At 60.7% G+C, this 22,690-nt stretch carries 19 protein-coding genes and 1 tRNA gene; 10 read left to right on the forward strand and 10 right to left on the reverse strand.

What is annotated here, in order from left to right; all coding sequences use genetic code 11:
* Positions 1 to 499 precede the first annotated feature (499 nt).
* From EFD55_RS12370 to EFD55_RS12380, 3 genes are all read right to left on the reverse strand, one after another.
* The gene (locus tag EFD55_RS12370; RefSeq protein ID WP_125845366.1) at positions 500 to 1,822 is read right to left on the reverse strand and encodes a peptidoglycan L,D-endopeptidase MepK; all 1,323 of its coding nucleotides are present in this window, start codon (positions 1,820 to 1,822) and stop codon (positions 500 to 502) included.
* Between the two features lie 312 nt (positions 1,823 to 2,134).
* Positions 2,135 to 2,461 (reverse strand): hypothetical protein, encoded by a 327-nt coding sequence (locus EFD55_RS12375; protein ID WP_125845367.1) that lies wholly within the window; start codon positions 2,459 to 2,461, stop codon positions 2,135 to 2,137.
* Positions 2,462 to 2,793: 332 nt separating this feature from the next.
* Positions 2,794 to 3,777, reverse strand: coding sequence for a LysR family transcriptional regulator (locus EFD55_RS12380; protein ID WP_125845336.1), 984 nt, complete (start codon positions 3,775 to 3,777; stop codon positions 2,794 to 2,796).
* 99 nt (positions 3,778 to 3,876) lie between these two features.
* Here EFD55_RS12380 and EFD55_RS12385 point away from each other — a divergent pair, with 99 nt between their 5' ends.
* Positions 3,877 to 4,326: a cupin domain-containing protein gene (locus EFD55_RS12385; RefSeq protein WP_125845337.1), complete on the forward strand. Its 450-nt coding sequence runs from the start codon at positions 3,877 to 3,879 to the stop codon at positions 4,324 to 4,326.
* Position 4,327: 1 nt separating this feature from the next.
* Positions 4,328 to 4,705: a hypothetical protein gene (locus EFD55_RS12390; RefSeq protein WP_125845338.1), complete on the forward strand. Its 378-nt coding sequence runs from the start codon at positions 4,328 to 4,330 to the stop codon at positions 4,703 to 4,705.
* A 397-nt stretch (positions 4,706 to 5,102) separates the two neighbouring features.
* Here EFD55_RS12390 and EFD55_RS12395 read toward each other — a convergent pair.
* The 4 genes from EFD55_RS12395 to xylF form a co-directional block, all read right to left on the reverse strand.
* Positions 5,103 to 5,179: transfer RNA gene (locus EFD55_RS12395), tRNA-Arg, on the reverse strand.
* An 808-nt stretch (positions 5,180 to 5,987) separates the two neighbouring features.
* Entirely contained in the window at positions 5,988 to 6,770 is a 783-nt protein-coding gene (locus tag EFD55_RS12400; protein ID WP_088672941.1) for an ATP-binding cassette domain-containing protein, read from the reverse strand.
* A gap of 14 nt (positions 6,771 to 6,784) precedes the next feature.
* Complete coding sequence (locus tag EFD55_RS12405; RefSeq protein ID WP_125845339.1) at positions 6,785 to 8,098, reverse strand: sugar ABC transporter permease; 1,314 nt, start codon at positions 8,096 to 8,098, stop codon at positions 6,785 to 6,787.
* A 263-nt stretch (positions 8,099 to 8,361) separates the two neighbouring features.
* Positions 8,362 to 9,402, reverse strand: a complete 1,041-nt coding sequence (gene xylF, locus EFD55_RS12410; protein WP_125845340.1) for a D-xylose ABC transporter substrate-binding protein — start codon at positions 9,400 to 9,402, stop codon at positions 8,362 to 8,364.
* Positions 9,403 to 9,629: 227 nt separating this feature from the next.
* Here xylF and EFD55_RS12415 point away from each other — a divergent pair, with 227 nt between their 5' ends.
* Complete coding sequence (locus tag EFD55_RS12415) at positions 9,630 to 10,853, forward strand: ROK family transcriptional regulator (protein ID WP_125845341.1); 1,224 nt, start codon at positions 9,630 to 9,632, stop codon at positions 10,851 to 10,853.
* 79 nt (positions 10,854 to 10,932) lie between these two features.
* Here the strand turns inward: EFD55_RS12415 and iolG are convergent, their stop codons facing one another.
* A complete protein-coding gene (gene iolG, locus EFD55_RS12420; protein ID WP_125845342.1) occupies positions 10,933 to 11,925 on the reverse strand; it encodes an inositol 2-dehydrogenase in 993 nt (330 codons plus the stop codon).
* A 176-nt stretch (positions 11,926 to 12,101) separates the two neighbouring features.
* Here iolG and EFD55_RS12425 point away from each other — a divergent pair, with 176 nt between their 5' ends.
* Complete coding sequence (locus EFD55_RS12425) at positions 12,102 to 12,383, forward strand: hypothetical protein (RefSeq protein WP_125845343.1); 282 nt, start codon at positions 12,102 to 12,104, stop codon at positions 12,381 to 12,383.
* Here the strand turns inward: EFD55_RS12425 and EFD55_RS12430 are convergent, their stop codons facing one another.
* Together EFD55_RS12430 and EFD55_RS12435 are read right to left on the reverse strand one after the other, a co-directional pair.
* Entirely contained in the window at positions 12,384 to 12,851 is a 468-nt protein-coding gene (locus EFD55_RS12430; RefSeq protein ID WP_125845344.1) for a hypothetical protein, read from the reverse strand.
* Between the two features lie 62 nt (positions 12,852 to 12,913).
* Positions 12,914 to 13,918 carry a LysR family transcriptional regulator gene (locus tag EFD55_RS12435; RefSeq protein ID WP_125845345.1) on the reverse strand — a complete coding sequence of 335 codons (1,005 nt, stop codon included), beginning with the start codon at positions 13,916 to 13,918 and terminating at the stop codon, positions 12,914 to 12,916.
* A gap of 271 nt (positions 13,919 to 14,189) precedes the next feature.
* On the opposite strand from EFD55_RS12435, the gene chvE reads away from it, so the two are divergent.
* The 6 genes from chvE to araD all read left to right on the forward strand — a co-directional run bounded on the left by chvE (position 14,190) and on the right by araD (position 22,507).
* Positions 14,190 to 15,254, forward strand: coding sequence for a multiple monosaccharide ABC transporter substrate-binding protein (gene chvE / locus EFD55_RS12440; protein ID WP_125845346.1), 1,065 nt, complete (start codon positions 14,190 to 14,192; stop codon positions 15,252 to 15,254).
* A 93-nt stretch (positions 15,255 to 15,347) separates the two neighbouring features.
* Positions 15,348 to 16,886, forward strand: a complete 1,539-nt coding sequence (mmsA, locus tag EFD55_RS12445; RefSeq protein WP_125845347.1) for a multiple monosaccharide ABC transporter ATP-binding protein — start codon at positions 15,348 to 15,350, stop codon at positions 16,884 to 16,886.
* Complete coding sequence (gene mmsB, locus EFD55_RS12450) at positions 16,883 to 18,094, forward strand: multiple monosaccharide ABC transporter permease (protein ID WP_125845348.1); 1,212 nt, start codon at positions 16,883 to 16,885, stop codon at positions 18,092 to 18,094. Before mmsA ends, mmsB begins: the two co-directional genes overlap by 4 nt.
* 114 nt (positions 18,095 to 18,208) lie before the next feature.
* On the forward strand, positions 18,209 to 19,204 hold the full coding sequence (gene araD1 / locus EFD55_RS12455; RefSeq protein WP_125845349.1) for an AraD1 family protein: 996 nt from the start codon (positions 18,209 to 18,211) through the stop codon (positions 19,202 to 19,204).
* Between the two features lie 67 nt (positions 19,205 to 19,271).
* Positions 19,272 to 20,705, forward strand: coding sequence for an aldehyde dehydrogenase family protein (locus EFD55_RS12460; RefSeq protein ID WP_125845350.1), 1,434 nt, complete (start codon positions 19,272 to 19,274; stop codon positions 20,703 to 20,705).
* 62 nt (positions 20,706 to 20,767) lie between these two features.
* Positions 20,768 to 22,507 carry an L-arabinonate dehydratase gene (gene araD / locus EFD55_RS12465; protein WP_125845351.1) on the forward strand — a complete coding sequence of 580 codons (1,740 nt, stop codon included), beginning with the start codon at positions 20,768 to 20,770 and terminating at the stop codon, positions 22,505 to 22,507.
* Positions 22,508 to 22,690: the final 183 nt, after the last annotated feature.

Raw genomic sequence — 22,690 nt, forward strand, 5'->3', positions numbered from 1 at the left:
TTATGCCTCTTTACTTGCGGATGTGCTATTGCTATTACAGCGAGGGAAGGTTTTGTATGGGTACGAAGTCCGGGGTTGACCAGACTTTGGTCCGAGTCCGGCGTGCGCGGAAGCGATGGTCATGGTCGTTCGGCTACCCGAACTGCGGCGACTGCGCGTCTGGAGAGAATGCTTTAACACATTGAATCGACGTCGTTCTTTCCGATAGTCGATTCCGACTTTTCGGGTCGATGTGCGAGCATCGGCCGCAAGGCATGTTGATTAATTAGGATGTTCTAAAAAAGCTGATTGGCCGCCGTGCGGCGCTCCATTCTGACGTGGGGATTGGGTTTCCAGAAGCATCTGGACTCTCGTCAATCGCGCCCGGCATGTCGATGGATATAGGTTAGCGATCGTCACATCGGACAGCGCCGCCGTCTTTCGGCCCGGCTCCGACCTCGACAGGCCGCTGACGCTTCTGACCGGCTTCGTGCCGCGCATCCAGCCCTGATGATTGAGCTCAGCCCTCCGGGGGCGACGCAAACCGGTTGGCATCGAACAGGTCTGTAGCGGCGACCGGCATGATATCCACACCTGATGCCGCGACACCAGCCTCACGATGAACCGTGCGGGGGGAAACGCGAGGCGCGCTCAATTCCATCGCCTCGCCGGGAGAATGCAGCGCCCATTTCATCAGCGCCGCGTCGGACGTCGATCCAAAGAAATCTGCTTCTTCCCAGGAAGCGGTCATGGGCAGGGAGGCGATCATATCAGCGCCCTGCCTGGAGGTCTCCTGTGCAACGACAAGGGGATGGAAGCGGGCGTGGGCCGGCAATGCCGAGGTCTGTCTCTCCGGAAGAGCGGCAATCGGGCCGATCGACGCAGTCTCCAGTTTGTCGTCCGTGCTCGCGTCGTGGTCAAGGGCGGGCGGGCGCATCGCCGGTATCGGAATCGGCAAAGATGAAAGGTCCAGAGCGGACCGTTTGTCATCCGGCGCGACCGCACCGGTCTGCAGCGCGAGCGCATTCAATGCCCGGCCTCGGGGCGCCGGCAGAAGCGCCGTCACGAGGTTCTTGTCTGTGGTGCCGCCGCCAGGCGGGGTCGATGCTCCCACGTCATCGTCTTCTCCGGCGGCGCTGGCGATCTCAATCGAGGTGGGTGTGACGCGCTTCCTGTAGTTCGCAATCGCCTGATCGTATCCCGGCAGAGGCCGGCCATCGGCCGGAAGATGCATCGTCTGCCCGTTGGGGAATAATCGCGCGAGTTCCTGCCGGGACATGCGGGGCCAGGCCCTGACGTTGCCGACATCGAGATGCACGAAGGGCGATCCCGAGGTCGGATAATAGCCGACACCGCCGACCTGCATCTGCATCGCAGTGGCCCGCAGCGTCGCAAGCTTCACGCCGGGAACGTAGAAATCCATCGCCTTGCCCAGCATGTGCTGGCTCTTCTTGGCGACGCCCGTGATGCGCGAGCGGTTGCGGAGCATGTTGTTGGTAGCAGGGGAACGATAGGCAGAGACGATGTGGATATAGTCCTTGCCGCCGCTCTTCTTGTACACCTCCCAGACCAAGTCGAGCAGCCGGGGATCCATACGGGTGGGCTCGTTCCTCCGCCAGTCGCGCAGAAAGCGATTGATCTGGGCGAGGCCCTTCGGATCGAACTTTCCATCCCGCTTATAGGTAATCGTCGCCCTCTCGCCCGTATGGGTAAAGAACAGCTTCAGGGCGCGATCTTCCGCCGAGGCGAATGATGCAGAACCGACAAGGGCAGGGAGCGCAAACAAAGCCGGCAGAATGGTCTGCGCTGCAAAGCGTTTTGCATGCGACAGGAGCGTGGCCATGCCGCCCAAGGCTGCGCCCGACAATCCTTGCACTGGATACTTCAACACGAACAATCCGTCCTACACCAAACACGCGACGACGGATGGGAACTCCGCATCCATCCGGCTGAGTAGAGCCAGATTATGGTCAACAAATTGCTAACGAGCGGATGTGTAAGCTTGGCGAATTGAGGATGCGGCCATCCCAGGGGCAATCGCAACCTGCGTCCGCGAGTAGCTGCTAACCGCTAGCCTCGCTGCGCGACGCTTGGACAGAAATGCGCACCCCGGTCAGAACTGGAAAAGTTCGCTGAACAAATTCTAAACGTGCCTTCAGAAGTGCGAAGGATCCTCAAAGCCTTCTAACTCAGGGCATCCCCTGATGTTGCCGAAACCGATCGTTCGCCGGTCGCCTGATTCATCCAGACCTCTGAGCACGATGATATTCTCATCCTGCTGTATAATCTCGCTGCGATAGATGCCGGCCCGAAGCGCCCGGTTTCTCGCCTGGCTTATGTTGCATTGCCCGGGCGGTGGAGTGACGTGCCAGTATCTCGTGCCTTGCCCATCCGACTGCCATCCGCCGGAAGCGGCGAATCCCGACAGGCTGGATAGCAGTATGCCAGACGCCAATATCAGGCTGCCTAGAACCAGTTTCATGTCATCTCCGTAAGCCAGCGTTTCAGAGCCCGTCACCATTCTGCCTGCCGCTGTTGCAGCCGATCCTTGATATGTTCCGTGGCGGTTTCCAATGGTGTCACGATGGTAGATGACTCACGCTAACACTGTGCTAACGCCAACTCTGGCTGCAATTCGTGACATTGAAAACAAAGAGTTTTTCTTCGATGACCTTTCAAGGGCGAGGGGCGAGTACAGAGTCGATACGGCACGGATTGCTGCCGGGCCATCCGCAAGAGAATGGCCGGCATGAGCGCATGCACCTGACGCTGAAGAAAGAGGCGACCAGGCCACCTGGCAGAAATATCCTGCAATCAATCGATATTGCCAGGGCCTCCCAATACCGCGTTGCCGACGCCGGCCTGTTCAAGATCATCGAGTGGCGTGAGTATTTCAAAGACCTGATCGCGCAACCAGGCGTGTGCACGGGAGGCGGAATTGCGCCGGTGCCAAATCATTGCCAACAGCGTTGGCGGCAAAGCAAAGGGCAGCGGATGAATGGCAAGCCCCGCTGTGATGGCCACTTTGTGGGCCATCCGGCGCGGTACAATTCCGACGAGGTTTGTCGCCGCTACAGATCGCAAGACGGCCGCAAAGGTCGGCACCGAGAGAACGACTTCGCGTTGCAGACCCAATGCAGCAAGTGCGGCAGTTTCTCGATCGGGCGCCGACTCGATGACACAGAAGGCGGCGTGGCGCAGGCTGCAATACAGTTCGACGGGCATCGCCGCCGCTGGCGTAACATCGTGCTGGCGTAGAACCGGATGATCCTGCCGCGCAACAACAACGTAACCGGCATGAAAAATCGGTCGGCAATCGACCCAGGGCGGAAAATTGCCCGCAGGCAACAAGATCAGATCCAGCCTGGCTTCCCGTAGGTCGTCCATGGTCTGAAGATTGGGCGAGTCAGTATAGCGCAGCGAAATGCCGGGCGCCTGCTGTTCCAGGTTAGCCAGTAGGCCGGGAAGCATCATCTCGGTGAAAAAATCCGACGCTGCAATGCGGAAAGTCTGCACCGCACTTACTGGATCGAAGCTTGCCGGGTTCAAAAGGCGGCTTGAATCCTCGAGCAGTTGCGTCAGCGGCAACACCAAACCAAGTGCGAATTCCGTGGGGCGCATTTGCTGGCCATCACGCACCAGCAGTGGATCGCCGAAGGCGGCGCGCAACCGCCCAAGGGCCGCTGACACTGCCGGCTGCGATAGGCCAACCCGCTCCCCGGCGCGCACGGTAGACCGTTCGCGCAACAAGGCATCAAGCACTTTCAACAGGTTGAGGTCGAACGCGGATAAATTCATGGGACCAATTCAGTCGATACAATCATTCAATTTATCACAAGTCCGCCGGTGCGTTACCTCGGGGGCCTTCCATCAACCAACCACAAAGGTCCCTGCATCATGAACATATATACCCAGCCACAGCAGTCTCATAGCTGGAACGGCACCACCTATCGCATCCTGTTGTCCTCCGCCGAAACTCAAGGCGCCATGTCCATCGTCCACGGCGTTGCCGGTCCGCTTGAAGGCCCGCCTTCGCACGTCCACGAGGCCGAGGACGAAACTTTCCTTGTGCTGGAAGGCGTCATTGATTTCGAACTTGAGGGCACCGTGTTTCGGCGCGGTCCGATGGAGACTGCGCATATCCCACGTGGCAAGCGTCATAGCTTCCGCACAGGTCCCGATGGCGCTGTTTGCATCGCCGTGCTGACGCCGGGTGGCTTTGAAGGCTTTTTCAAAGAAGTCGCCGCAGGCGGTTTTCAAATACCGCGTGACATCGCCGCTATTGCCGAATGTGCGGCACGCTATGGCTCGCAGTTTACCGGCCCCGGGCTGGCGCAGAGAGGCTGATATGCGTGACATCGCCTTTATCTTTTTTCTCGCGGCGGTCGTGTGCGTCACGTCTGGCATGGGTTGTGGGATCCAGATGGCAATCAGCGAGGACCATTTGCTGGCGCCGGCCCATGCGCACCTCAACCTGGTGGGATGGACGACGCTGGCGTTGTTTGGTCTGTACTACCGACTGACCCCCGCAGCAGCGCAGGGGATTCTTCCCCGCGTTCACGCTGGACTTGCCATCCTCGGTGTCGCTTTCATGACCCCAGGTATTGCCATGGTCATCGTCGGAGGTTCGCCCGCTCTGGCGAGCGCCGGCGCGATACTGACTTTGGCCTCGATGCTGTTGTTTCTGGTGACCGTTGCCCGCTACGGACTTGGTGCAGCGGCGTGACGACTGACCGCGGGCTTCGCAATGCCCGCGATCAAAAAGGGCTTGGCTTAACATCCGGGCACTAAGCAGACCTTCGTTGGCAAGCCAACAAAGGTCTGCTTAGTCTTTTGATTTGTCGCAGGTTCTTGTCCGAAAACCGTGGGACACTTTTCCAGAACTTGCTTGGAAGAAAAGCGGACCCAACGCCGCGAGAACTGCCCTCCGATTGCCAGAGGTCCTCTGGTGGCACCAACCCGCTCTCTCGCCAGTTCGCGCAAATGTCCGCTTTTCGGATGCGGCTAAAACTTTCAGCGTTCGTCATGGGCGGCAAAACTGGCGTCTTTTGAGGCGAGCCTCAGTCTGCTTTGGGCCAATAGCGGATCTCTGCGCCCAATTTTATTCCGGAATGGCGGAAATTTGGCGCACCCGACAGGATTCGAACCTGTGACCTTTGGAATCGGAATCCAACACTCTATCCAGCTGAGCTACGGGTGCATGCCGAGGGCGGTTTGAATCGCCTGTCCGATGGGTGGTTCTTAGCCTAGCTTGCGGCTGGCTTCAATCGCGAAATTCTCAGAAATACGGGTGCTTGTGGTTTGGCGGGGATTTTTGTCGGTCGGGCTTAGCGCCGAAGGGTTGGTGCGCTGTCCGGTTTGCGGGTTGGGGCGTGTCTCTCGCGGATTTGAGCGTGGGGCTTCGGCTTGATGTGGCTGAGAAAAGCGAATCCGGCCAGCAGTCAGAAGAGCCGATTTTCGTCCGCTTAAAAACCTCTCTGCCACTAAAAATAAAGGAAATCAGCCAGTTATCATTGGCAAAGACGTTTTTAAGAAGGGTCAACATTTTAAAAAATTAATAGGAGGGCAGAGGAGCTTGGTCATTTTGCGTTTTTTTGAAAATGTTGGGGCTCCTTAAAAACGTCCTTCCAAACCTCGCTGGCAGCCGGAGTTGATCGGGAGGAGGCATTTCCTGTGGCGTTTGGACGGGTTTTCCGGTCTCGATTTCGTCAAAGGGAGCAAAAATCGCGGCCGGCCTTGCAGACAGGGCAGCCGGATGGCCTGGCGATGGACTTGCGGTGGGCGGATTTCTAATGGCGCCGGAGCCCGGGAGGGTGTTTTTGAGATGATGGGGACCCTTAAAAACGTCCTTCCAAACCTCCCTGCCAAATCGAAATTCATCGGCAGGCGGCGTTTGCCGCGAGCGTTGCGCGGGCTCTGCGGCCTCAGCTTCGGCCCAAAACACAAAAAAACTCCGCCGGCCTTTCGGGCGGCGGAGCGTGATTTCGTGGGCCTTGACCTTTCGGCGGTCAGATCTGCATGGCGCCGGGGCCGGGGATGGCTTTGGGCGGCACCTTGCCGAGGATGATCATGCCGAGGACTTCGTCCTTGGTCACATCCTCGGTGCGGGCGTGGCCGACGACCTGGCCGTTCTTCATCACCGAGACGCGGTCGGCGAGGTCGAAGACGTCGTGGATGTCGTGGCTGATGAGGAAGATGCCGATGCCTTCCTTCTTCAGCTGCTTGATCAGCTCGCCGACCTGCGCCGTTTCCTGGGGGCCGAGGGCGGCCGTCGGCTCGTCCATGATCAGGATGCGGGCGTTGAAGAGGATCGCGCGCGCAATCGCCACCGATTGCCGCTGGCCGCCCGAGAGCGCCTTCACCGGCTCCTTGAAGCGCTTGAAGTTGGGGTTGAGCCGCCCCATCACTTCGCGGGCCGAGGCTTCCATCGCGACGTCGTCGAGCGTGCCCCAGCGGGTCTTCAGCTCGCGGCCGAGATAGAGATTGGCGGCGGCGTCGACATTGTCGGCGACGGCGAGCGTCTGGTAGATCGTCTCGATCCCGTATTTCTTGGCATCGCGCGGATTGCGGATGTCGGCCGGCTCGCCATTGATCAGGATATCGCCGCTGTCGCGCTTGTAGGCGCCGGAGAGGATCTTGATCAGCGTCGACTTGCCGGCGCCGTTATGGCCGAGAAGAGCGACGACTTCGCCGGGATAGAGATCGACGGAGGCATTGTCTACGGCATGGATGCCGCCGAACGAGATCGAGATGTTTTTCAGTTCCACGAGGGGAGTGCGTTGATCAGCCATGTCTAGGGCTCCTCTCACTTGGCACGGGAGCGGTATACGGTGTCTAGCCAGACCGCGACGACGAGGACGGTGCCGACGACGACGCTCTGCAGCGGCGTATCGACATGTGCGAGGACCATGCCCGACTGCAGCGACTGCATGACGAGCGCGCCGAGCATGGCGCCGGCGATGGTGCCGGTGCCGCCTGCCAGCGACGTTCCGCCGATGACGGCGGCGGCGATGGTGTAGAGCTCGTCGAGCGTGCCCTGCGAGTTCGTCGCGGCGTTGAGGCGGGCGGTGGAGATCGCCGCCGCGATGGCTGCGAGAACACCCATCAGCGCGAAGATGCGCACGGTGACCCAGCGGGTCTTGATGCCGGCGAGCTCGGCTGCCTCAGGGTTGCCGCCGATCGCGAAGACGTAGCGGCCGAAGCGCAGCCGTGTGGCGATGAAGGTCATGAGGATGCCGACGACGATGGCGATCAGCACCGGCACGGCGATGCCGTAGGGAATATCCAGGCCGGTCTCTGGCCAGGGAATATTGTTGGTCTCGGCATATTTCTTGGCGATGTTGATCGGCCAATAATAGCTGTTGGCGATCCAGACCGCGCCGAGGATGAGCACGCAGCTCAGGACGGCGAGGAAATATTCCGCCCACATCGGCCGGCGCGGGAAGCCGAAGCGGCGGCGCTGGCGGCGGGAGCCGACGATGCTGGCGATGACGAAGAGGCAGGCGGCTATGCCGACGACCCAGCTCCAGGTGGCGCCGATCGAGCCCTCCGCGCCCCCGCCCATGATGCGGAAGGTCTGGTCCATCGGGGCAACCGTCTGGCCGCTGGTGACGAGCCAGGTCGCGCCGCGCCAGACCAGCAGGCCGCCGAGGGTGACGATGAATGAGGGAACGTTCAGAAAGGCGATGATCATGCCCTGGAAGGTGCCGATCAGGCCGCCGGCAATGAGGCCGATCAGCAGCGTGATCACCCAGGTGAACGGACTGTCGAAGCCGATATACTCAGGCAGGATCTTGGCCTGCGTCACGCCCATGATCATGCCGCAGAGGCCGAGCACGGAACCGACCGAAAGGTCGATGTTGCGGGTGACGATGATCAGCACCATGCCGGTGGTCATGACCGCGATGTCGGTCGTCTGAACCGACAGGTTCCAGAGATTGCGCGGTGTCAGGAACAGGCCGCCGGTGATGATGTGGAAACCGATCCAGATGATGATGAGCGCACCGATCATGCCGAGCAGGCGCGTGTCGATCTCGGTGGCGCGGAAGAAGCGGGTCACCAGATTGGCTTCCGCCGTTCGCGGCCCGCTTGATGTTGTGGATTTTACCATTTCGGCCATGGGTTTGCCGTTCCCCCACTTTGTTTGGACGGACGCGCCGGCGTGCCAAGGGCTGCCATCGGCGTCATCAGTCTGTTCTTCAACTGACCATTGCGATGCTTCCGGAAACCGGTCGCGTGGCGTCGCGACGCTCTTCCGGCAGGGAATGAAAGTCCGCGATGGTGTGGCGAAGCGGAGAAAATTTCGTCTTTGACCTTCTCATCCGCATCCGGCGCCGCAACGGTGTTCCGCTGCGGCGCCGGTCATTTCAGTTCAGCCCTGGCTTACTTGCAGGCAGCGACCGTGCCGGCCTTCACGCCCTGGCAGGCTTCCGCCTTGGAAATCCAGCCGGCGTCGATAACGACGTTCAGATTGTCCTTGGTGATCGCAAGCGGCTTGAGGAAGACCGAGTTCATTTCGACATGCTTCGGGCCGCCCTTGAAGGTCTGGGCGCCGTCGATCTTGCTCATGTCCTTGCCGCCGGCGAGGTCGAGAGCGATTTCTGCGGCGCGCTTGCCGAGTTCGCGGCTGTCCTTCCAGACGGAAACCGTCTGCGTGCCGAGAGCGATGCGGTTGAGCGCCGCCTTGTCGCCGTCCTGGCCGGAAACCGGAACGGAACCGGCGAGGCCCTGTGCATCGAGAGCTGCGATCGCGCCGCCGGCCGTGCCGTCGTTCGAAGCAACAACGGCGTCAACCTTGTTGTTGTTGGCGGTCAGGAACTGCTCCATGTTGCGCTGAGCATTCTCCGGCAGCCAGCCGTCGGTATAGGCTTCGCCGACATTCTTGATCTTGCCGGCGTCGATGGCGGCCTTCAGCACTTCCTGCTGGCCCGAGAACAAGAAGTCAGCGTTCGGGTCGGAAGACGAGCCCTTGATGAAGACGTAGTTGCCTTCCGGCTTGGCCTTGAAGACGCCTTGAGCCTGAAGACGGCCGACTTCCTTGTTGTCGAAGGTGATGTAGAAGGCGGCCGGATTTTCGATCAGGCGGTCGTAGCCGACGACCGGGATGCCTTCAGCAGCGGCCTTTTCGATGGCCGGGCCGATGGCGTCAGAGTCCTGGGCGAGAATGATCAGGGCGTTGGCGCCCTGCGAGATCAGCGATTCGACGTCGGTGAGCTGCTTTGCGGCAGAAGACTGCGCGTCAGCGGAAATATACTTGGCGCCCTTGGCTTCGAGAGCCTTCTTGATGGCGGCTTCGTCGGTCTTCCAGCGCTCTTCCTGGAAATTCGACCAGGAAACGCCGACGACGAGATCGGCAGCCACGGCAGCCGACTGCAGCGAAACGAGAATGGCAGCACCTGCCATCAGCTTATAAATAGACTTCATAATGTCCTCCCGAGTGAGTTGCGACCGGCCCAGCCCATGCTTCCTCCGGCCACCGCGAAAAGCTGTCGAGAAAGGTTCGGATTTTTTTCTCGACAGTCGAGAAATTTAGTGTCAGAGATTTTTTCAACTGTCAACACTGCACTACCGGCTTAATCCCCTTGCGCAACGGCGGCCGGAGATGCAGTGGAAATCAAGGGAAGAGCAAGCAGGAGGAGAGGGCGGCATCCATGCTGACCAAGTCGAGCACGGAGCTGGTCCGGCAGAGAAACAGCGTGCTCGTGCTGTCCGTGCTGCGCCGCCACGGCGCGCTCGCGCATACCGAAATATCCGATTTCACCGGCCTTTCCTCGGCCACCATCTCTGCGATCACGGCCGATCTCGAAAAAGCCCAGATCATCGAAAAATCCGAGCACCAGGCGGCAAGCGGGCGCGGCCGGCCGCGCGTGCTTTTGCGCCAGCGGCGTGACTGCGGCTATCTCATCGTCGTCATCATCTCCTCGGATGCCGTGCAATATTCGCTGGTCGATTATGCCGGAAAGCTGATCGACCGCTTCAACGAGGAACGGTCGCACGATCCTTCGGGTGCGGCCCGCTTCGTCGCGGCTGTGCGCGCCGGGCTTTTGCGTATTCTCGATCGCTCCAAGATATCACAGGAAAAAGTGCTTCTGATCTCGATCAGCAGCAAGGGGCTGGTCAATTCCACCGAGCCGGTGCTCCTCTGGTCGCCGATCTTCGGCAGCGACCAGATCGATTTCGAATCAGTACTCCGGCCGGATTGGCAGGCCAAGGTGATTCTCGACAATGAGACGCTGCTGGTCGCAGCCGCACTCGGCGCGCGTGAGGAGATCGCAAAAGGCGCTGATTTCCGCTCGCTCGCTGCCCTCTCACTCGGCCACAGCATCGGGCTCGGTATCGTCCGGCGCGGGGGGCAGACAGGCCAGGAGGTCTCGGCGCCGAATTTCGGGCATATGCTGCACATGGCCAATGGCGGGCTCTGCCGCTGCGGCACGCGCGGCTGCATCGAGGCCTATGCCGGTTTCTACGCGATCCTGCGCAGCGCCTTCGAAGTGCCGCTCGACACGATCCCGGCGAAGTTCGTGCCGGTGGCGGAACTCGACAAGATCGCCGCGAAGGCGCGCCAGGGCCACCGCGTTTCCGCCTTCGCCTTCCGCCAGGCGGGGCTGGCGCTCGGCAACGGGCTGTCGCGCATGCTGAGCCTGACGGAACGCATGCCGATCGCCATCACCGGCCCGGGCACGCGGTACTACGACCTTCTCCGGCAGGGGGTCGAAGAAGGGCTCGGCCAATCGCATGTCGTGCGCATGGAAGGCATGCCCGAGATCCGGGTGGTCGCGGACGAACAGATCCTCGTCTTCGACGGGCATCTGAACCGAGCGCTGTCGGTGATCGACCAGGATATTGTGCTGTCGGGTGTCCAGAGCGCGGAGTGAGGGCACCTGCGGGTCAAACGAGAAATGGCCGGGCTGTGCCCGGCCATCTCATGCGTGGCTTCCGGTCGGGAGAGGGCCGTCAGCCAATCTTGATGAGCTTGCCTTCCTTAACGGACTGAACCGCGGCATCGGCAAGCGCGAGGGCTGCCAGGCCATCGGCGCCCGATGGAGAGATCTTCGTGCCCTTTTCGATCGCGGCGATGAAGCTTGCGATCTCGTTGGCATAGGCTTCGGTGTAGCGGGTCATGAAGAAATCGTGCAGCGGCGGGCGGGTGTAGCCGTCGGCGTTGGCGACTTCGATCGAGACCGGGCGCTGGTTTTCGGCCGAGACGACGCCCTTGGAGCCGTGGGCCTCAATGCGCTGGTCGTAGCCATAGGTGGCGCGACGCGAGTTCGAGATCACGGCCTGCTTGCCGGATGCGGTCTGCAGGATGACGGAGACGCTGTCATAGTCACCGGCTTCGCCGATCGCCTTGTCGACGAGCACGGCTGCGGTCGCGAAGACCGAGACCGGCTCTTCGCCGAGCAGGAAGCGGGCCATGTCGAAATCGTGGATCGTCATGTCGCGGAAGATGCCGCCCGAACGCTTGATGTAATCGACTGGCGGGGCGCCGGGATCGCGCGAGGTGATCGTCACCATCTCGACGTCGCCGATCTTGCCGTCGTCGATCACCTTGCGAACCGCCATGAAATGCGGATCGAAGCGGCGGTTGAAGCCGACCATCAGCTTGGCGCCGGTCTCTTCGACGACCTTGATGCAGGCCTTGACGCGGGCAACGTCGAGATCGATCGGCTTTTCGCAGAAGATCGCCTTGCCGGCGCGGGCGAAGCGCTCGATCAGGTCGGCATGCGTATCCGTCGGCGTGCAGATGACGACGGCGTCGATATCCTTGGCCGCTTCGATCGCCTCGATGGTGCGGACTTCGCAGCCATAGGCGGAAGCGATGGCTTCGGCCGCCTGCGGGAAGGCGTCCGCGACCGCGACGAGCGTCGCATTGGCGTCGCCGCTGACGGCCTTCGCATGAACCTTGCCGATGCGGCCGGCGCCGAGAAGACCAAATCTCACTGTCATTGCAACCTCCGTTGAATTCGGAACAAATAAACTGAATTGCTAAAAATCTGGAATTTTCATTCCACCATCTCTGCGCCACGTCAAGCCCGCGGCTCTTTCACATTTGCAAGATTCGAACTAAAGACAAGCGCGGCGCAGGCCGAGGGCAATGCGACATATGCGACCGCGGAGCAGGAATGCAACTCATCGATCCGAATCATCCGGCCTATCGTCACCTTTGGGTGCGAATTGCCATCGTTGCTGTCTGCTTCGGCTGGGCCGGGGTCGAACTTATCACCGGCGATCCGTTCTGGGCAGTGCTGGCGGGGGGCGCGGGCGCCTATTCCTTCTATATGCTGTTTTGGACCTTCAATCCGCAGCCGCCGGCCACCGAGCCGGCCGCGCAGCCCGAGGCCGAGGATGAGGATGAGCCCGCGGCGACCGCCGAGAAACCTGCAAAGGACGGACAGGCGGAATAATCAGCGGCCGATTCGCCGCAGCGCTTCGTCGATCAGCAGATTGGCCAGCGTCATCCGCTTCGTCGCATTGTCGCGGAACGGCGGAGCGACGCGATCGGGATGATTGGTCCGGGCAAAGGCGCGGCGCTTCTCGCCCAGCGTCAGCGGGGTGTCGGCGGCGGAGATGGCCAGTTCGGCCGCGACCTCTGCTGGGGCGGTGCGCGCGAGATGATCCGGCATGACCGGCTCGGGTTCGGACGGAGGCGCCTGCTCCGGCGCGATCGCGGCGGCATCGAGTTCCAGATTGTCGAAATAGGCCTGGCCGACGCGCTGCGAGGCGGCGGAAACACCTTCCATGACATCGAAAGCGAGCCCGGTGGCAAGGCCGGAAACACGATGGGCGGCCGGCGCCTCGGCGTCTTCCTCCGTCTCGTCCTCAGCCTTCAGCCGCTCGAGGACCGATTGAAATACCGACTGTCCGAACAGCATGCGCCTTCCTTTCGACGCGCGCATTAAAAGCGGTCAAGTTGGCGCAGGGCTTGCGGCGGGCTTCAGCCCGCCTGCTTCAGGCTCTCTTCGAGGATGATGTCGTAGAGCAGCCTTGCGCTCGGCGGTAGCGCCCGTTCTCTCGCGGTGATCAGACTGTAAGGCTTGACGTTGATGTCAAAATCGATCGGCAGCATGCGTACATCCGAGGCATTCGAACTTTGGCTGGCCAGGAACTGGGCGACGTCGATGGCAATGGGAGCAATGGCATCGGTTTCGCAGACGATGGCGCAGGTGAGAAGCAGCGAGGAGGTGTTGACGATGTTTTCCGGCAGAGCCACGCCGCGCGACAGGAAGATGTCCTCGATCGTGCGGCGCAGCAGTGTGCCCGGCGGCTGGAACACCCAGTCGTAGTCCTTGAGGTCGACAAGGCTGCTTACCTTCTGCTTCAAAAGCGGATGGCGGCTGTGGACGATCAGGCAGGCCCGCTCGATGCCGATCTCTGTCACCTCGAAGAGGCGCGGGTTGAGATCGTCGGGAATGCGGCCGATGATGAAATCGTGGCGGGCGGCGAGCAGTTCGCGGGCCAGCACGTTGCTGGTCTCCACCTGGATGTTGATCTCGATGCCGGGATAGGCCTTGCGGACCCTGTTGATCGCCGGCACCACGAGGCTCATGGCCGGCGCGGTGACCGCGCCGATGAAGACCGAGCCGCCCTTGCCGCTCTTGAGTTCGCCGATCTCGCGGCTCGCCTCGCGCAGCTCCAGGAGGATCTTGCGAGCCCTTCTGGCAAGGGCTGCGCCGAAGGTCGTCAGCACCACGCCGCGGGCGACGCGTTCGTAGAGCTGAGTCTTGGTAATTGATTCCATTTCGGACAGCATCCGCGACGCGGCGGGCTGTGAAATGTTCAGAACTTCCGCGGCAGCGGAAATCTGCCCGCTATCTTCGATTGCGACGATCATACGCAGGTGATTCAGCTTAAGCCCCGCACGCAAAAGGCCGTCGTCACCGAAATTATCGCTGTGGATATCGACGTGATCCATCGAAATTGGCTCTGAAACAATCGTCATGGTTGCAGCCTCCCCACTGCGTTCCATCAAAAGTAATACTTTTTAACGATATACCAAAATTGTTATGCACATTACCAGTTATTCTATTTGACAGTTATAGGAATCCATACCAGTTTGCCGCCGTGTGCTGGTTGGCACTCAACACGTGTGAGATCGTGGAGGAGACCTACTTCGTTTCTCACCATCTGAAGTAACTATCCAATACGGAACCTGCCACAGTTTCGGGGCGGGCGATTTTTCGTCCGCTGCTCTATTAACAAGGGAGAGAGAAATGAAATCCATTATCTCATTGATGGCCGCGGCTGCCTTCGGCGTCGCTTCGTTCGTTGCACCGGCTCTGGCCGCGGATAAGGGCACCGTCGGCATTGCCATGCCGACCAAGGCTTCTGCCCGCTGGATCGACGACGGCAACAACATCGTCAAGCAGCTCCAGGCTGCCGGTTACGGCACTGACCTGCAGTATGGCGACGACGACATTCCGAACCAGCTTTCGCAGATCGAAAACATGGTCACGAAGGGCGTCAAGGTTCTCGTCATCGCTTCGATCGACGGCACCACGCTTTCCGACGTTCTCCAGAAGGCACATGATGCCGGCATCAAGGTCATCGCTTACGACCGTCTGATCCGCAATTCGGGCAACGTCGACTACTACGCGACCTTCGACAACTTCCAGGTCGGCGTTCTGCAGGCCGGCTCCATCGTTGACGGCCTCGGCCTCAAGGATGGCAAGGGTCCGTTCAACATCGAACTCTTCGGCGGTTCGCCGGACGACAACAACGCCTTCTTCTTCTATGATGGCGCAATGTCCGTCCTGCAGCCGTACATCGACTCGGGCAAGCTCGTCGTGAAGTCCGGCCAGACCGGCATGGACAAGGTCGGCACGCTGCGTTGGGATCCGGCAACGGCCCAGGCCCGCATGGACAACCTGCTCTCGGCCAACTACACCGACGCCAAGGTCGATGCCGTCCTGTCTCCCTACGACGGTCTGTCGATCGGCATCATCTCGTCGCTGAAGGGTGTTGGTTACGGTACTGCGGCCCAGCCGCTGCCGATCGTCACCGGTCAGGACGCTGAAGTTCCGTCGGTCAAGTCGATCATTGCTGGCGAACAGCACTCGACGATCTTCAAGGACACCCGCGAACTCGCCAAGGTCACTGTTGCCATGGTCGATGCCGTCATGTCCGGCAAGGAGCCTGAGGTCAACGACACGAAGACCTACGACAACGGCGTCAAGGTCGTTCCGTCCTATCTGCTGAAGCCGGTTGCTGTCGACAAGACCAACTACAAGCAGATCCTCGTCGACGGCGGTTACTACACCGAAGACAAGCTGAAGTAATACGAGATGGCCGGAACCCGCGCTTGCGGGTTCCGGTCTTCGATTTTATGATCGCCCGGCCGCTTGACGGCCGGAGGCGCTGGAACTTTGACTATGGACAATACCATCCTTGAAATGCGGAGCATCACCAAGACGTTCCCGGGCGTCAAGGCGCTGGAGAACGTGAACCTCAAGGTTCGCCAGGGTGAGATCCACGCAGTGGTGGGCGAAAACGGGGCCGGCAAATCGACCCTGATGAAAGTGCTATCGGGCGTCTATCCCACCGGAAGCTATGAAGGCGACATCGTCTATGAAGGCGAGACGCGCAACTTCAAGGCCCTGAAGGACTCCGAAGAAATCGGCATCGTCATCATCCACCAGGAACTGGCGCTCGTGCCCTTGCTGTCGATCGGGGAAAACATCTTCCTCGGCAACGAGAATGCCAAGAGCGGCGTCATCAGCTGGGACGAGACGTTCAACCGCACGAAGCAGCTGCTCAAGAAGGTCGGCCTGCAGGAATCTCCGAACACGCTCGTGACCGACATCGGCGTCGGCAAGCAGCAGCTCGTCGAGATCGCCAAGGCGCTGTCGAAGAGCGTGAAACTGCTCATCCTCGACGAGCCGACGGCCTCGCTCAACGAAAGCGATTCCGACGCTCTGCTGACGCTGCTCATGGAGTTCCGCAAGCAGGGCATCACCTCGATCATCATTTCCCACAAGCTGAACGAGATCCGCAAGGTCGCCGACCAGATCACGGTCCTGCGCGACGGCATGACCGTCAAGACGCTCGACTGTCATGCGGACGAGATCAGCGAAGACATCATCATCCGCAACATGGTCGGCCGCGATCTCGAAGACCGCTACCCGCCGCGTTCGGTGCCGATCGGCGAAACCATTCTCGAAGTGAAGAACTGGAACGCCTACCACCAGCAGCACCGCGACCGCCAGGTCCTGCACAATATCAACGTCACCGTCCGCAAGGGCGAAGTCGTCGGTATCGCCGGTCTGATGGGGGCAGGGCGCACCGAATTCGCCATGAGCCTCTTCGGCAAGGCCTATGGCCACAAGGTTTCCGGCGAGGTGCTGATGCACGGCAAGCCGGTCGATGTCAGCACCGTGCGCAGGGCGATCGACGCAGGTCTTGCCTACGTCACCGAAGACCGCAAGCAGCTTGGCCTCGTGCTCAACGATACGATCCTGCACAATACGACACTGGTCAATTTGAAGGCGGTGTCGAATGCCTCCGTCATCGACAGCGTCAAGGAATCGCGGGTTGCGACCGACTATCGGTCGAAGTTGCGCATCCGCTCTTCCAGCATCTTCCAGGAAACGGTCAATCTTTCCGGCGGCAACCAGCAGAAGGTGGTGCTGTCGAAGTGGCTGTTCTCCAATCCGGATGTTTTGATCCTCGACGAGCCGACGCGCGGCATCGACGTTGGCGCAAAATACGAAATCTATACTATCATCAACCAGCTTGCCGCCGATGGAAAGGGCGTTCTGATGATCTCATCGGAAATGCCCGAACTGCTTGGCACTTGTGACCGCATCTACGTGATGAACGAAGGACGCATCGTCGCTGAACTGCCGAAGGGAGAAGCAAGCCAGGAAACCATCATGCGCGCTATCATGCGCTCAGGGGAGAAGAAGCAATGACACCGATCAATCAACCCATCGCTGAGCAAGGGCGTGTCGTCTCGATCGGAGACTACGTTCGCGGCAACATCCGTGAATACGGCATGTTTATCGCGCTCATCGCGATCATGGTGTTCTTCCAGTTCTCGACCGGTGGCGTTCTCTTCAAGCCGCTCAACCTGACCAACATCATTCTGCAGAACTCGTTCATCGTCATCATGGCGCTCGGCATGCTGCTGGTCATCGTCGCCGGCCATATCGATCTTTCGGTCGGGTCCGTCGTCGGCTTCATCGGCGCCATCGCCGGCGTGATGACGGTGCAATGGCACACCAATTATATCCTGGCGGGTATCATCTGCCTTGCTCTCGGCGCGCTCGTCGGCGGCGTCCAGGGCTATTTCGTCGCCTATCACAAGATCCCGTCCTTCATCGTCACGCTGGCCGGCATGCTTGTTTTCCGCGGGCTGACGCTGTTCGTCATGACGGCATCGGGAACCGGCACCAGCATCGGTCCCTTCCCGCCTGAGTTCCAGCTGATCAGCATCGGCTTCCTGCCGAACCTCTTCGATATGGGCGGCATCAACTCGACCTCAATCATCCTGACCGTTATCGGCGCCGTAACCCTCTTCTATATGGCATGGCGCAAGCGCCTGTCGAACGAGAAGCACGGCAATGACGTCGAACCTATGGGCTTCTTCCTGACCCAGAACATCATTGTCTCGCTGGCTATCCTGGGGCTCGGCTACCAGCTGTCGATCTATCGCGGCTTCCCGAACGTGCTGGTCGTCATGCTCGTCCTCGTCGCCGCCTATGCCTTCATTACGCGTCGCACGACGATCGGTCGCCGAATCTACGCCATGGGCGGCAATGAGAAAGCGACGAAGCTTTCCGGTATCAATACCGAGCGGCTGACGTTCCTGACCTTTGCGAACATGGGCCTGCTCGCCGGACTGGCCGGTCTTATCGTTGCGCTGCGTCTCAACTCGGCGACGGCCAAGGGCGGCTTCGGTCTTGAACTCGACGTGATCGCGGCCTGCTTCATCGGCGGCGCATCCGCCCAGGGTGGCGTCGGCAAGGTGACCGGAGCTGTCATCGGCGCTCTGATCATGGGTATCATGAACAACGGCATGTCGATCCACGGCCTTGGCACCGACTCGCAGCAGATGGTGAAGGGCGCCGTGCTTCTCGCAGCCGTGTTCTTCGACGTTTACAACAAGAACAAGGGCTGAGCTCCAAAGCGCAGCCAGGCATTCGCAGTCAGATGAAAGATGGATTCCGGCTCCTGATGGAGCCGGACAGGCGGAGCTTTTCCTGTCTTCGCTGAAACGAGAAGGATTGAAGACGTGCTTATTTCGCAAATCAAGGGTGCTAACGGAGAGATCGTCGTCGCCGTGCGCGAGCAGGGCGGCGCCGCCAAGTCGGTCAAGAATGCCGGCAGCGTCTATGCGCTGGCGATGGAAGCGGCGGACGGCGGCAAGTCGCTTGCCTCGGTCATCGAAGCCCATGGTTACGGCGATGCCGTCGATCTTGAAAAGGCCTATGCGGAAGGCCGCTTCCTTCCGCCGATCACCCATCCCGATGCGGCTCACCTGCATCTGACCGGCACCGGCCTGACGCATCTCGGCTCCGCCGCCACCCGCGATTCCATGCACAAGAAGACCACCGAGGCGGCCGAGGAAACGCTGACCGACTCGATGAAGATGTTCAAGATGGGCCTGGAGAACGGCAAGCCGAAGGCTGGCGAAAAGGGCGTGCAGCCCGAATGGTTCTACAAGGGCAACGGCCATGGCGCCGCAGCCCCCGGCGCGCCGCTCATCTCGCCTTCCTTCGCGCTCGATGGCGGCGAAGAGCCTGAAATGGCCGGCATCTACGTGATCGCCAAGGACGGCACGCCCTTCCGCATCGGCTTTGCGCTGTCGAACGAATTTTCCGATCACGTCACCGAGCGGATCAATTATCTTTATCTCGCCCATTCGAAGCTGCGTCCGGCAAGCTTCGGCCCGGAAATCCGCGTCGGCGCAGCGCCTGACGATATTCGCGGCACCTCGCGCATCAAGCGCGGCGACAAGGTGATCTTCGAGAAGCCGTTCCTGTCGGGTGAGGCGAACATGTCGCACACCTTCGCCAATCTGGAATATCACCACTTTAAATATGACCTCTTCCGTGCGCCGGGAGATGTTCATGTCCATATGTTCGGCACGGCGACCCTTTCCTTTGCCGACGGCATCAAGGCCGAAGAAGGCGACGTCTTCGAGATCGAAGTCGCCGAATTCGGCCTGCCGCTCCGCAATCCGCTGAAAGTGGCTGCCGAAGAAGAGATTGCCGTCAAGCAGCTCTGATTTTCGAGGCCTGGCTGCCACCGCGGCCGGGCCGTGATGTAAACGGTAAAGGAGGCTTGTTGAGCCCATGACCATTTATCAAAACCTGATCGCCGGCGAATGGGTCGGCTCGAACGCGACGAAGAACATCAACCCGTCGGATACGAACGAGGTCGTCGGCCTCTATGCCGATGGCAGCGCTGAAGACACGAAAAACGCCATTGCCGCCGCCAAGGCCGCCTTTCCGGCCTGGTCGCGCTCTGGCATCTGGGAACGCCACGTCATCCTGAAGAAGACCGGCGACGAGATCATGGCGCGCAAGGACGAACTCGGGGCGCTGCTCGCCCGCGAGGAAGGCAAGACGCTGCCCGAGGCAACCGGCGAAGTCATCCGCGCATCGCAGATCTTCGAATTCTTCGCTGGCGAAGCGCTGAGGCTCGCTGGCGAGGTCATCCCGTCGGTTCGCCCGAATATCGGCGTCGAGATCACCCGCGAGGCGCTTGGCGTCATCGGCATCATCACGCCGTGGAACTTCCCGATCGCCATTCCGGCCTGGAAGATCGCGCCGGCACTCTGCTACGGCAATACCATCGTCTTCAAGCCGGCCGAACTGGTGCCGGCCTGTTCCTGGGCAATCGTCGATATCCTCAACAGGGCAGGGCTGCCGAAGGGTGTCTTGAACCTCGTGATGGGCAAGGGCTCGGTTGTCGGCCAGGCCATGCTCGAAAGCCCCGATGTTCACGGCATCACGTTTACCGGCTCCACCGGCACCGGCCGGCGCGTCGCCGCCGCCTCCATCGAGCATAACCGCAAGTTCCAGCTTGAGATGGGCGGCAAGAACCCGATGGTCGTGCTCGACGATGCCGATCTCAACGTCGCCGTCGAGGCAGCCGCCAATTCCGGCTTTTTCTCGACCGGCCAACGCTGCACCGCATCGTCGCGCCTGATCGTCACCGAAGGCATCCACGACAAGTTCGTCGCGGCTCTGACCGACAAGCTGAAGACGCTCGTCGTCGACAATGCGCTCAAGGCCGGCACGCATATCGGTCCCGTCGTCGATGAGCGGCAGCTGAAGACCGATACCGACTATATCGAGATCGGCAAAAAGGAAGGCGCCAAACTCGCCTTCGGCGGCGAGCTCGTTTCCCGCGACACGCCCGGCTTCTACCTGCAACCGACGCTGTTCACCGAAGCGACCAACCAGATGCGCATTTCGCGCGAGGAGATCTTCGGACCTGTGGTCTCGGTGATCCGGGCGAAGGATTACGATGAGGCGCTTGCCATCGCCAACGATACGCCATTCGGCCTTTCGGCCGGCATCGCCACAACAAGCCTGAAACATGCGACGCACTTCAAGCGCAATTCGGAAGCCGGCATGGTCATGGTCAACCTGCCGACAGCAGGCGTCGATTTCCACGTGCCGTTCGGCGGCCGCAAGGGTTCGTCCTACGGTCCGCGCGAACAGGGCAAGTACGCTGCCGAGTTCTACACAACCGTCAAGACGGCCTACACGCTGGCTTGAGACAGAGCGAGATGACCCGGGTCGTACGAGGCGGTCCGGGGGTATCCTGAAGGACAGAGATTATGAAAAAGAAAGCGGAATGGCCGCGCAGGCTGAGATCGCAGGAATGGTACGGCGGCACGAGCCGCGACGTGATCTATCACCGCGGCTGGCTTAAGAACCAGGGGTATCCGCACGACCTGTTCGACGGTCGCCCGGTGATCGGCATCCTCAATACCTGGTCGGATATGACCCCCTGCAACGGGCATCTGAGAGAGCTCGCCGAAAAGGTTAAGGCAGGCGTATGGGAGGCCGGCGGCTTCCCGCTCGAAGTGCCGGTGTTCTCGGCCTCCGAAAATACCTTCCGCCCGACCGCGATGATGTATCGCAACCTCGCCGCACTGGCAGTCGAAGAAGCGATCCGCGGCCAGCCGATGGATGGTTGCGTGCTTCTCGTCGGCTGCGACAAGACCACGCCGTCGCTGCTGATGGGCGCTGCCTCCGTCGACCTGCCCTCGATCGTCGTCACCGGCGGACCGATGCTGAACGGCTATTTCCGCGGCGAGCGCGTCGGCTCCGGCACGCATCTGTGGAAGTTCTCTGAAATGGTGAAGGCCGGCGAGATGACGCAGGCCGAGTTCCTCGAGGCGGAAGCGTCGATGAGCCGCTCGTCGGGCACCTGCAACACCATGGGCACTGCCTCCACCATGGCTTCCATGGCCGAGGCACTCGGCATGGCACTGTCAGGCAATGCCGCGATCCCGGGCGTCGATTCCCGCCGCAAGGTGATGGCGCAGCTGACCGGCCGCCGTATCGTCCAGATGGTCAAGGACGATCTGAAGCCTTCCGACATCATGACGAAGCAGGCCTTCGAAAACGCCATCCGCACCAATGCGGCCATCGGCGGATCGACGAACGCCGTCATCCACCTGCTCGCCATCGCGGGCCGTGTCGGCATCGATCTCTCGCTTGACGATTGGGACCGCTGCGGCCGTGACGTTCCCACAATCGTCAACCTGATGCCGTCGGGCAAATACCTGATGGAAGAGTTCTTCTATGCCGGCGGCCTGCCTGTCGTGCTGAAGCGCCTCGGTGAGGCCGGCCTTCTGCACAAGGACGCACTGACGGTCTCCGGCGAAACCGTCTGGGACGAAGTCAAAGAAGTCATCAACTGGAACGAGGACGTCATCCTGCCCGCTGAAAAGGCGCTGACGTCTTCGGGCGGCATCGTCGTGCTGCGCGGCAATCTCGCGCCGAAGGGCGCGGTCTTGAAGCCTTCGGCAGCCTCGCCGCATCTCCTGGTGCACCGGGGCAGGGCCGTCGTGTTCGAGGATATCGACGACTACAAGGCCAAGATCAACGACGACAATCTCGACATCGACGAGACCTGCGTCATGGTCATGAAGAATTGCGGCCCGAAGGGCTATCCCGGCATGGCCGAAGTCGGCAACATGGGGCTGCCGCCCAAGGTGCTGAAGAAGGGCATCCTCGACATGGTGCGCATTTCCGACGCCCGCATGTCCGGAACGGCTTATGGCACGGTCGTGCTGCACACCTCTCCGGAAGCAGCCGTTGGCGGACCGCTGGCGGTGGTGAAGAATGGCGATATGATCGAGCTTGACGTGCCGAACCGTCGTCTGCATCTCGACATCTCGGACGAAGAGCTGGCACGGCGTCTCGCCGAATGGCAGCCGAACCATGATCTGCCCAAGTCCGGTTATGCCTTCCTGCATCAGCAGCATGTCGAAGGGGCCGATACCGGCGCCGACCTCGACTTCCTCAAGGGATGCCGCGGAAATGCTGTCGGCAAGGACAGCCACTAAGCGGAGCGTACCGATCCGGAATTGAAGAGGAGGCGGGCTTTTGCCCGCCTCAGACCGCTGACAAACCCCTGGCACCGTCCAGGGGTTTATGATTCATTGGGACATGTTGAAGAAACCTGCCCCCACCCAGACGGCTCTTGAGATGGTGACGCTCGATAGCCTGGTGCCGAAGGATCACCTGCT

Origin of the sequence: Rhizobium pisi (assembly GCF_003938655.1) — a bacterium.
GTDB lineage: Bacteria > Pseudomonadota > Alphaproteobacteria > Rhizobiales > Rhizobiaceae > Rhizobium > Rhizobium pisi.

Excerpts from the sequence above, each read along its gene's own strand:
- EFD55_RS12370 (WP_125845366.1), bottom strand. The coding sequence starts at position 1,822 with ATGGCCACGCTCCTGTCGCATGCAAAACGCTTTGCAGCGCAGACCATT.
- EFD55_RS12375 (WP_125845367.1), bottom strand. The coding sequence starts at position 2,461 with ATGAAACTGGTTCTAGGCAGCCTGATATTGGCGTCTGGCATACTGCTA.
- EFD55_RS12380 (WP_125845336.1), bottom strand. The coding sequence starts at position 3,777 with ATGAATTTATCCGCGTTCGACCTCAACCTGTTGAAAGTGCTTGATGCC.
- EFD55_RS12385 (WP_125845337.1), top strand. The coding sequence starts at position 3,877 with ATGAACATATATACCCAGCCACAGCAGTCTCATAGCTGGAACGGCACC.
- EFD55_RS12390 (WP_125845338.1), top strand. The coding sequence starts at position 4,328 with ATGCGTGACATCGCCTTTATCTTTTTTCTCGCGGCGGTCGTGTGCGTC.
- EFD55_RS12400 (WP_088672941.1), bottom strand. The coding sequence starts at position 6,770 with ATGGCTGATCAACGCACTCCCCTCGTGGAACTGAAAAACATCTCGATC.
- EFD55_RS12405 (WP_125845339.1), bottom strand. The coding sequence starts at position 8,098 with ATGGCCGAAATGGTAAAATCCACAACATCAAGCGGGCCGCGAACGGCG.
- xylF (WP_125845340.1), bottom strand. The coding sequence starts at position 9,402 with ATGAAGTCTATTTATAAGCTGATGGCAGGTGCTGCCATTCTCGTTTCG.
- EFD55_RS12415 (WP_125845341.1), top strand. The coding sequence starts at position 9,630 with ATGCTGACCAAGTCGAGCACGGAGCTGGTCCGGCAGAGAAACAGCGTG.
- iolG (WP_125845342.1), bottom strand. The coding sequence starts at position 11,925 with ATGACAGTGAGATTTGGTCTTCTCGGCGCCGGCCGCATCGGCAAGGTT.
- EFD55_RS12425 (WP_125845343.1), top strand. The coding sequence starts at position 12,102 with ATGCAACTCATCGATCCGAATCATCCGGCCTATCGTCACCTTTGGGTG.
- EFD55_RS12430 (WP_125845344.1), bottom strand. The coding sequence starts at position 12,851 with ATGCTGTTCGGACAGTCGGTATTTCAATCGGTCCTCGAGCGGCTGAAG.
- EFD55_RS12435 (WP_125845345.1), bottom strand. The coding sequence starts at position 13,918 with ATGACGATTGTTTCAGAGCCAATTTCGATGGATCACGTCGATATCCAC.
- chvE (WP_125845346.1), top strand. The coding sequence starts at position 14,190 with ATGAAATCCATTATCTCATTGATGGCCGCGGCTGCCTTCGGCGTCGCT.
- mmsA (WP_125845347.1), top strand. The coding sequence starts at position 15,348 with ATGGACAATACCATCCTTGAAATGCGGAGCATCACCAAGACGTTCCCG.
- mmsB (WP_125845348.1), top strand. The coding sequence starts at position 16,883 with ATGACACCGATCAATCAACCCATCGCTGAGCAAGGGCGTGTCGTCTCG.
- EFD55_RS12460 (WP_125845350.1), top strand. The coding sequence starts at position 19,272 with ATGACCATTTATCAAAACCTGATCGCCGGCGAATGGGTCGGCTCGAAC.
- araD (WP_125845351.1), top strand. The coding sequence starts at position 20,768 with ATGAAAAAGAAAGCGGAATGGCCGCGCAGGCTGAGATCGCAGGAATGG.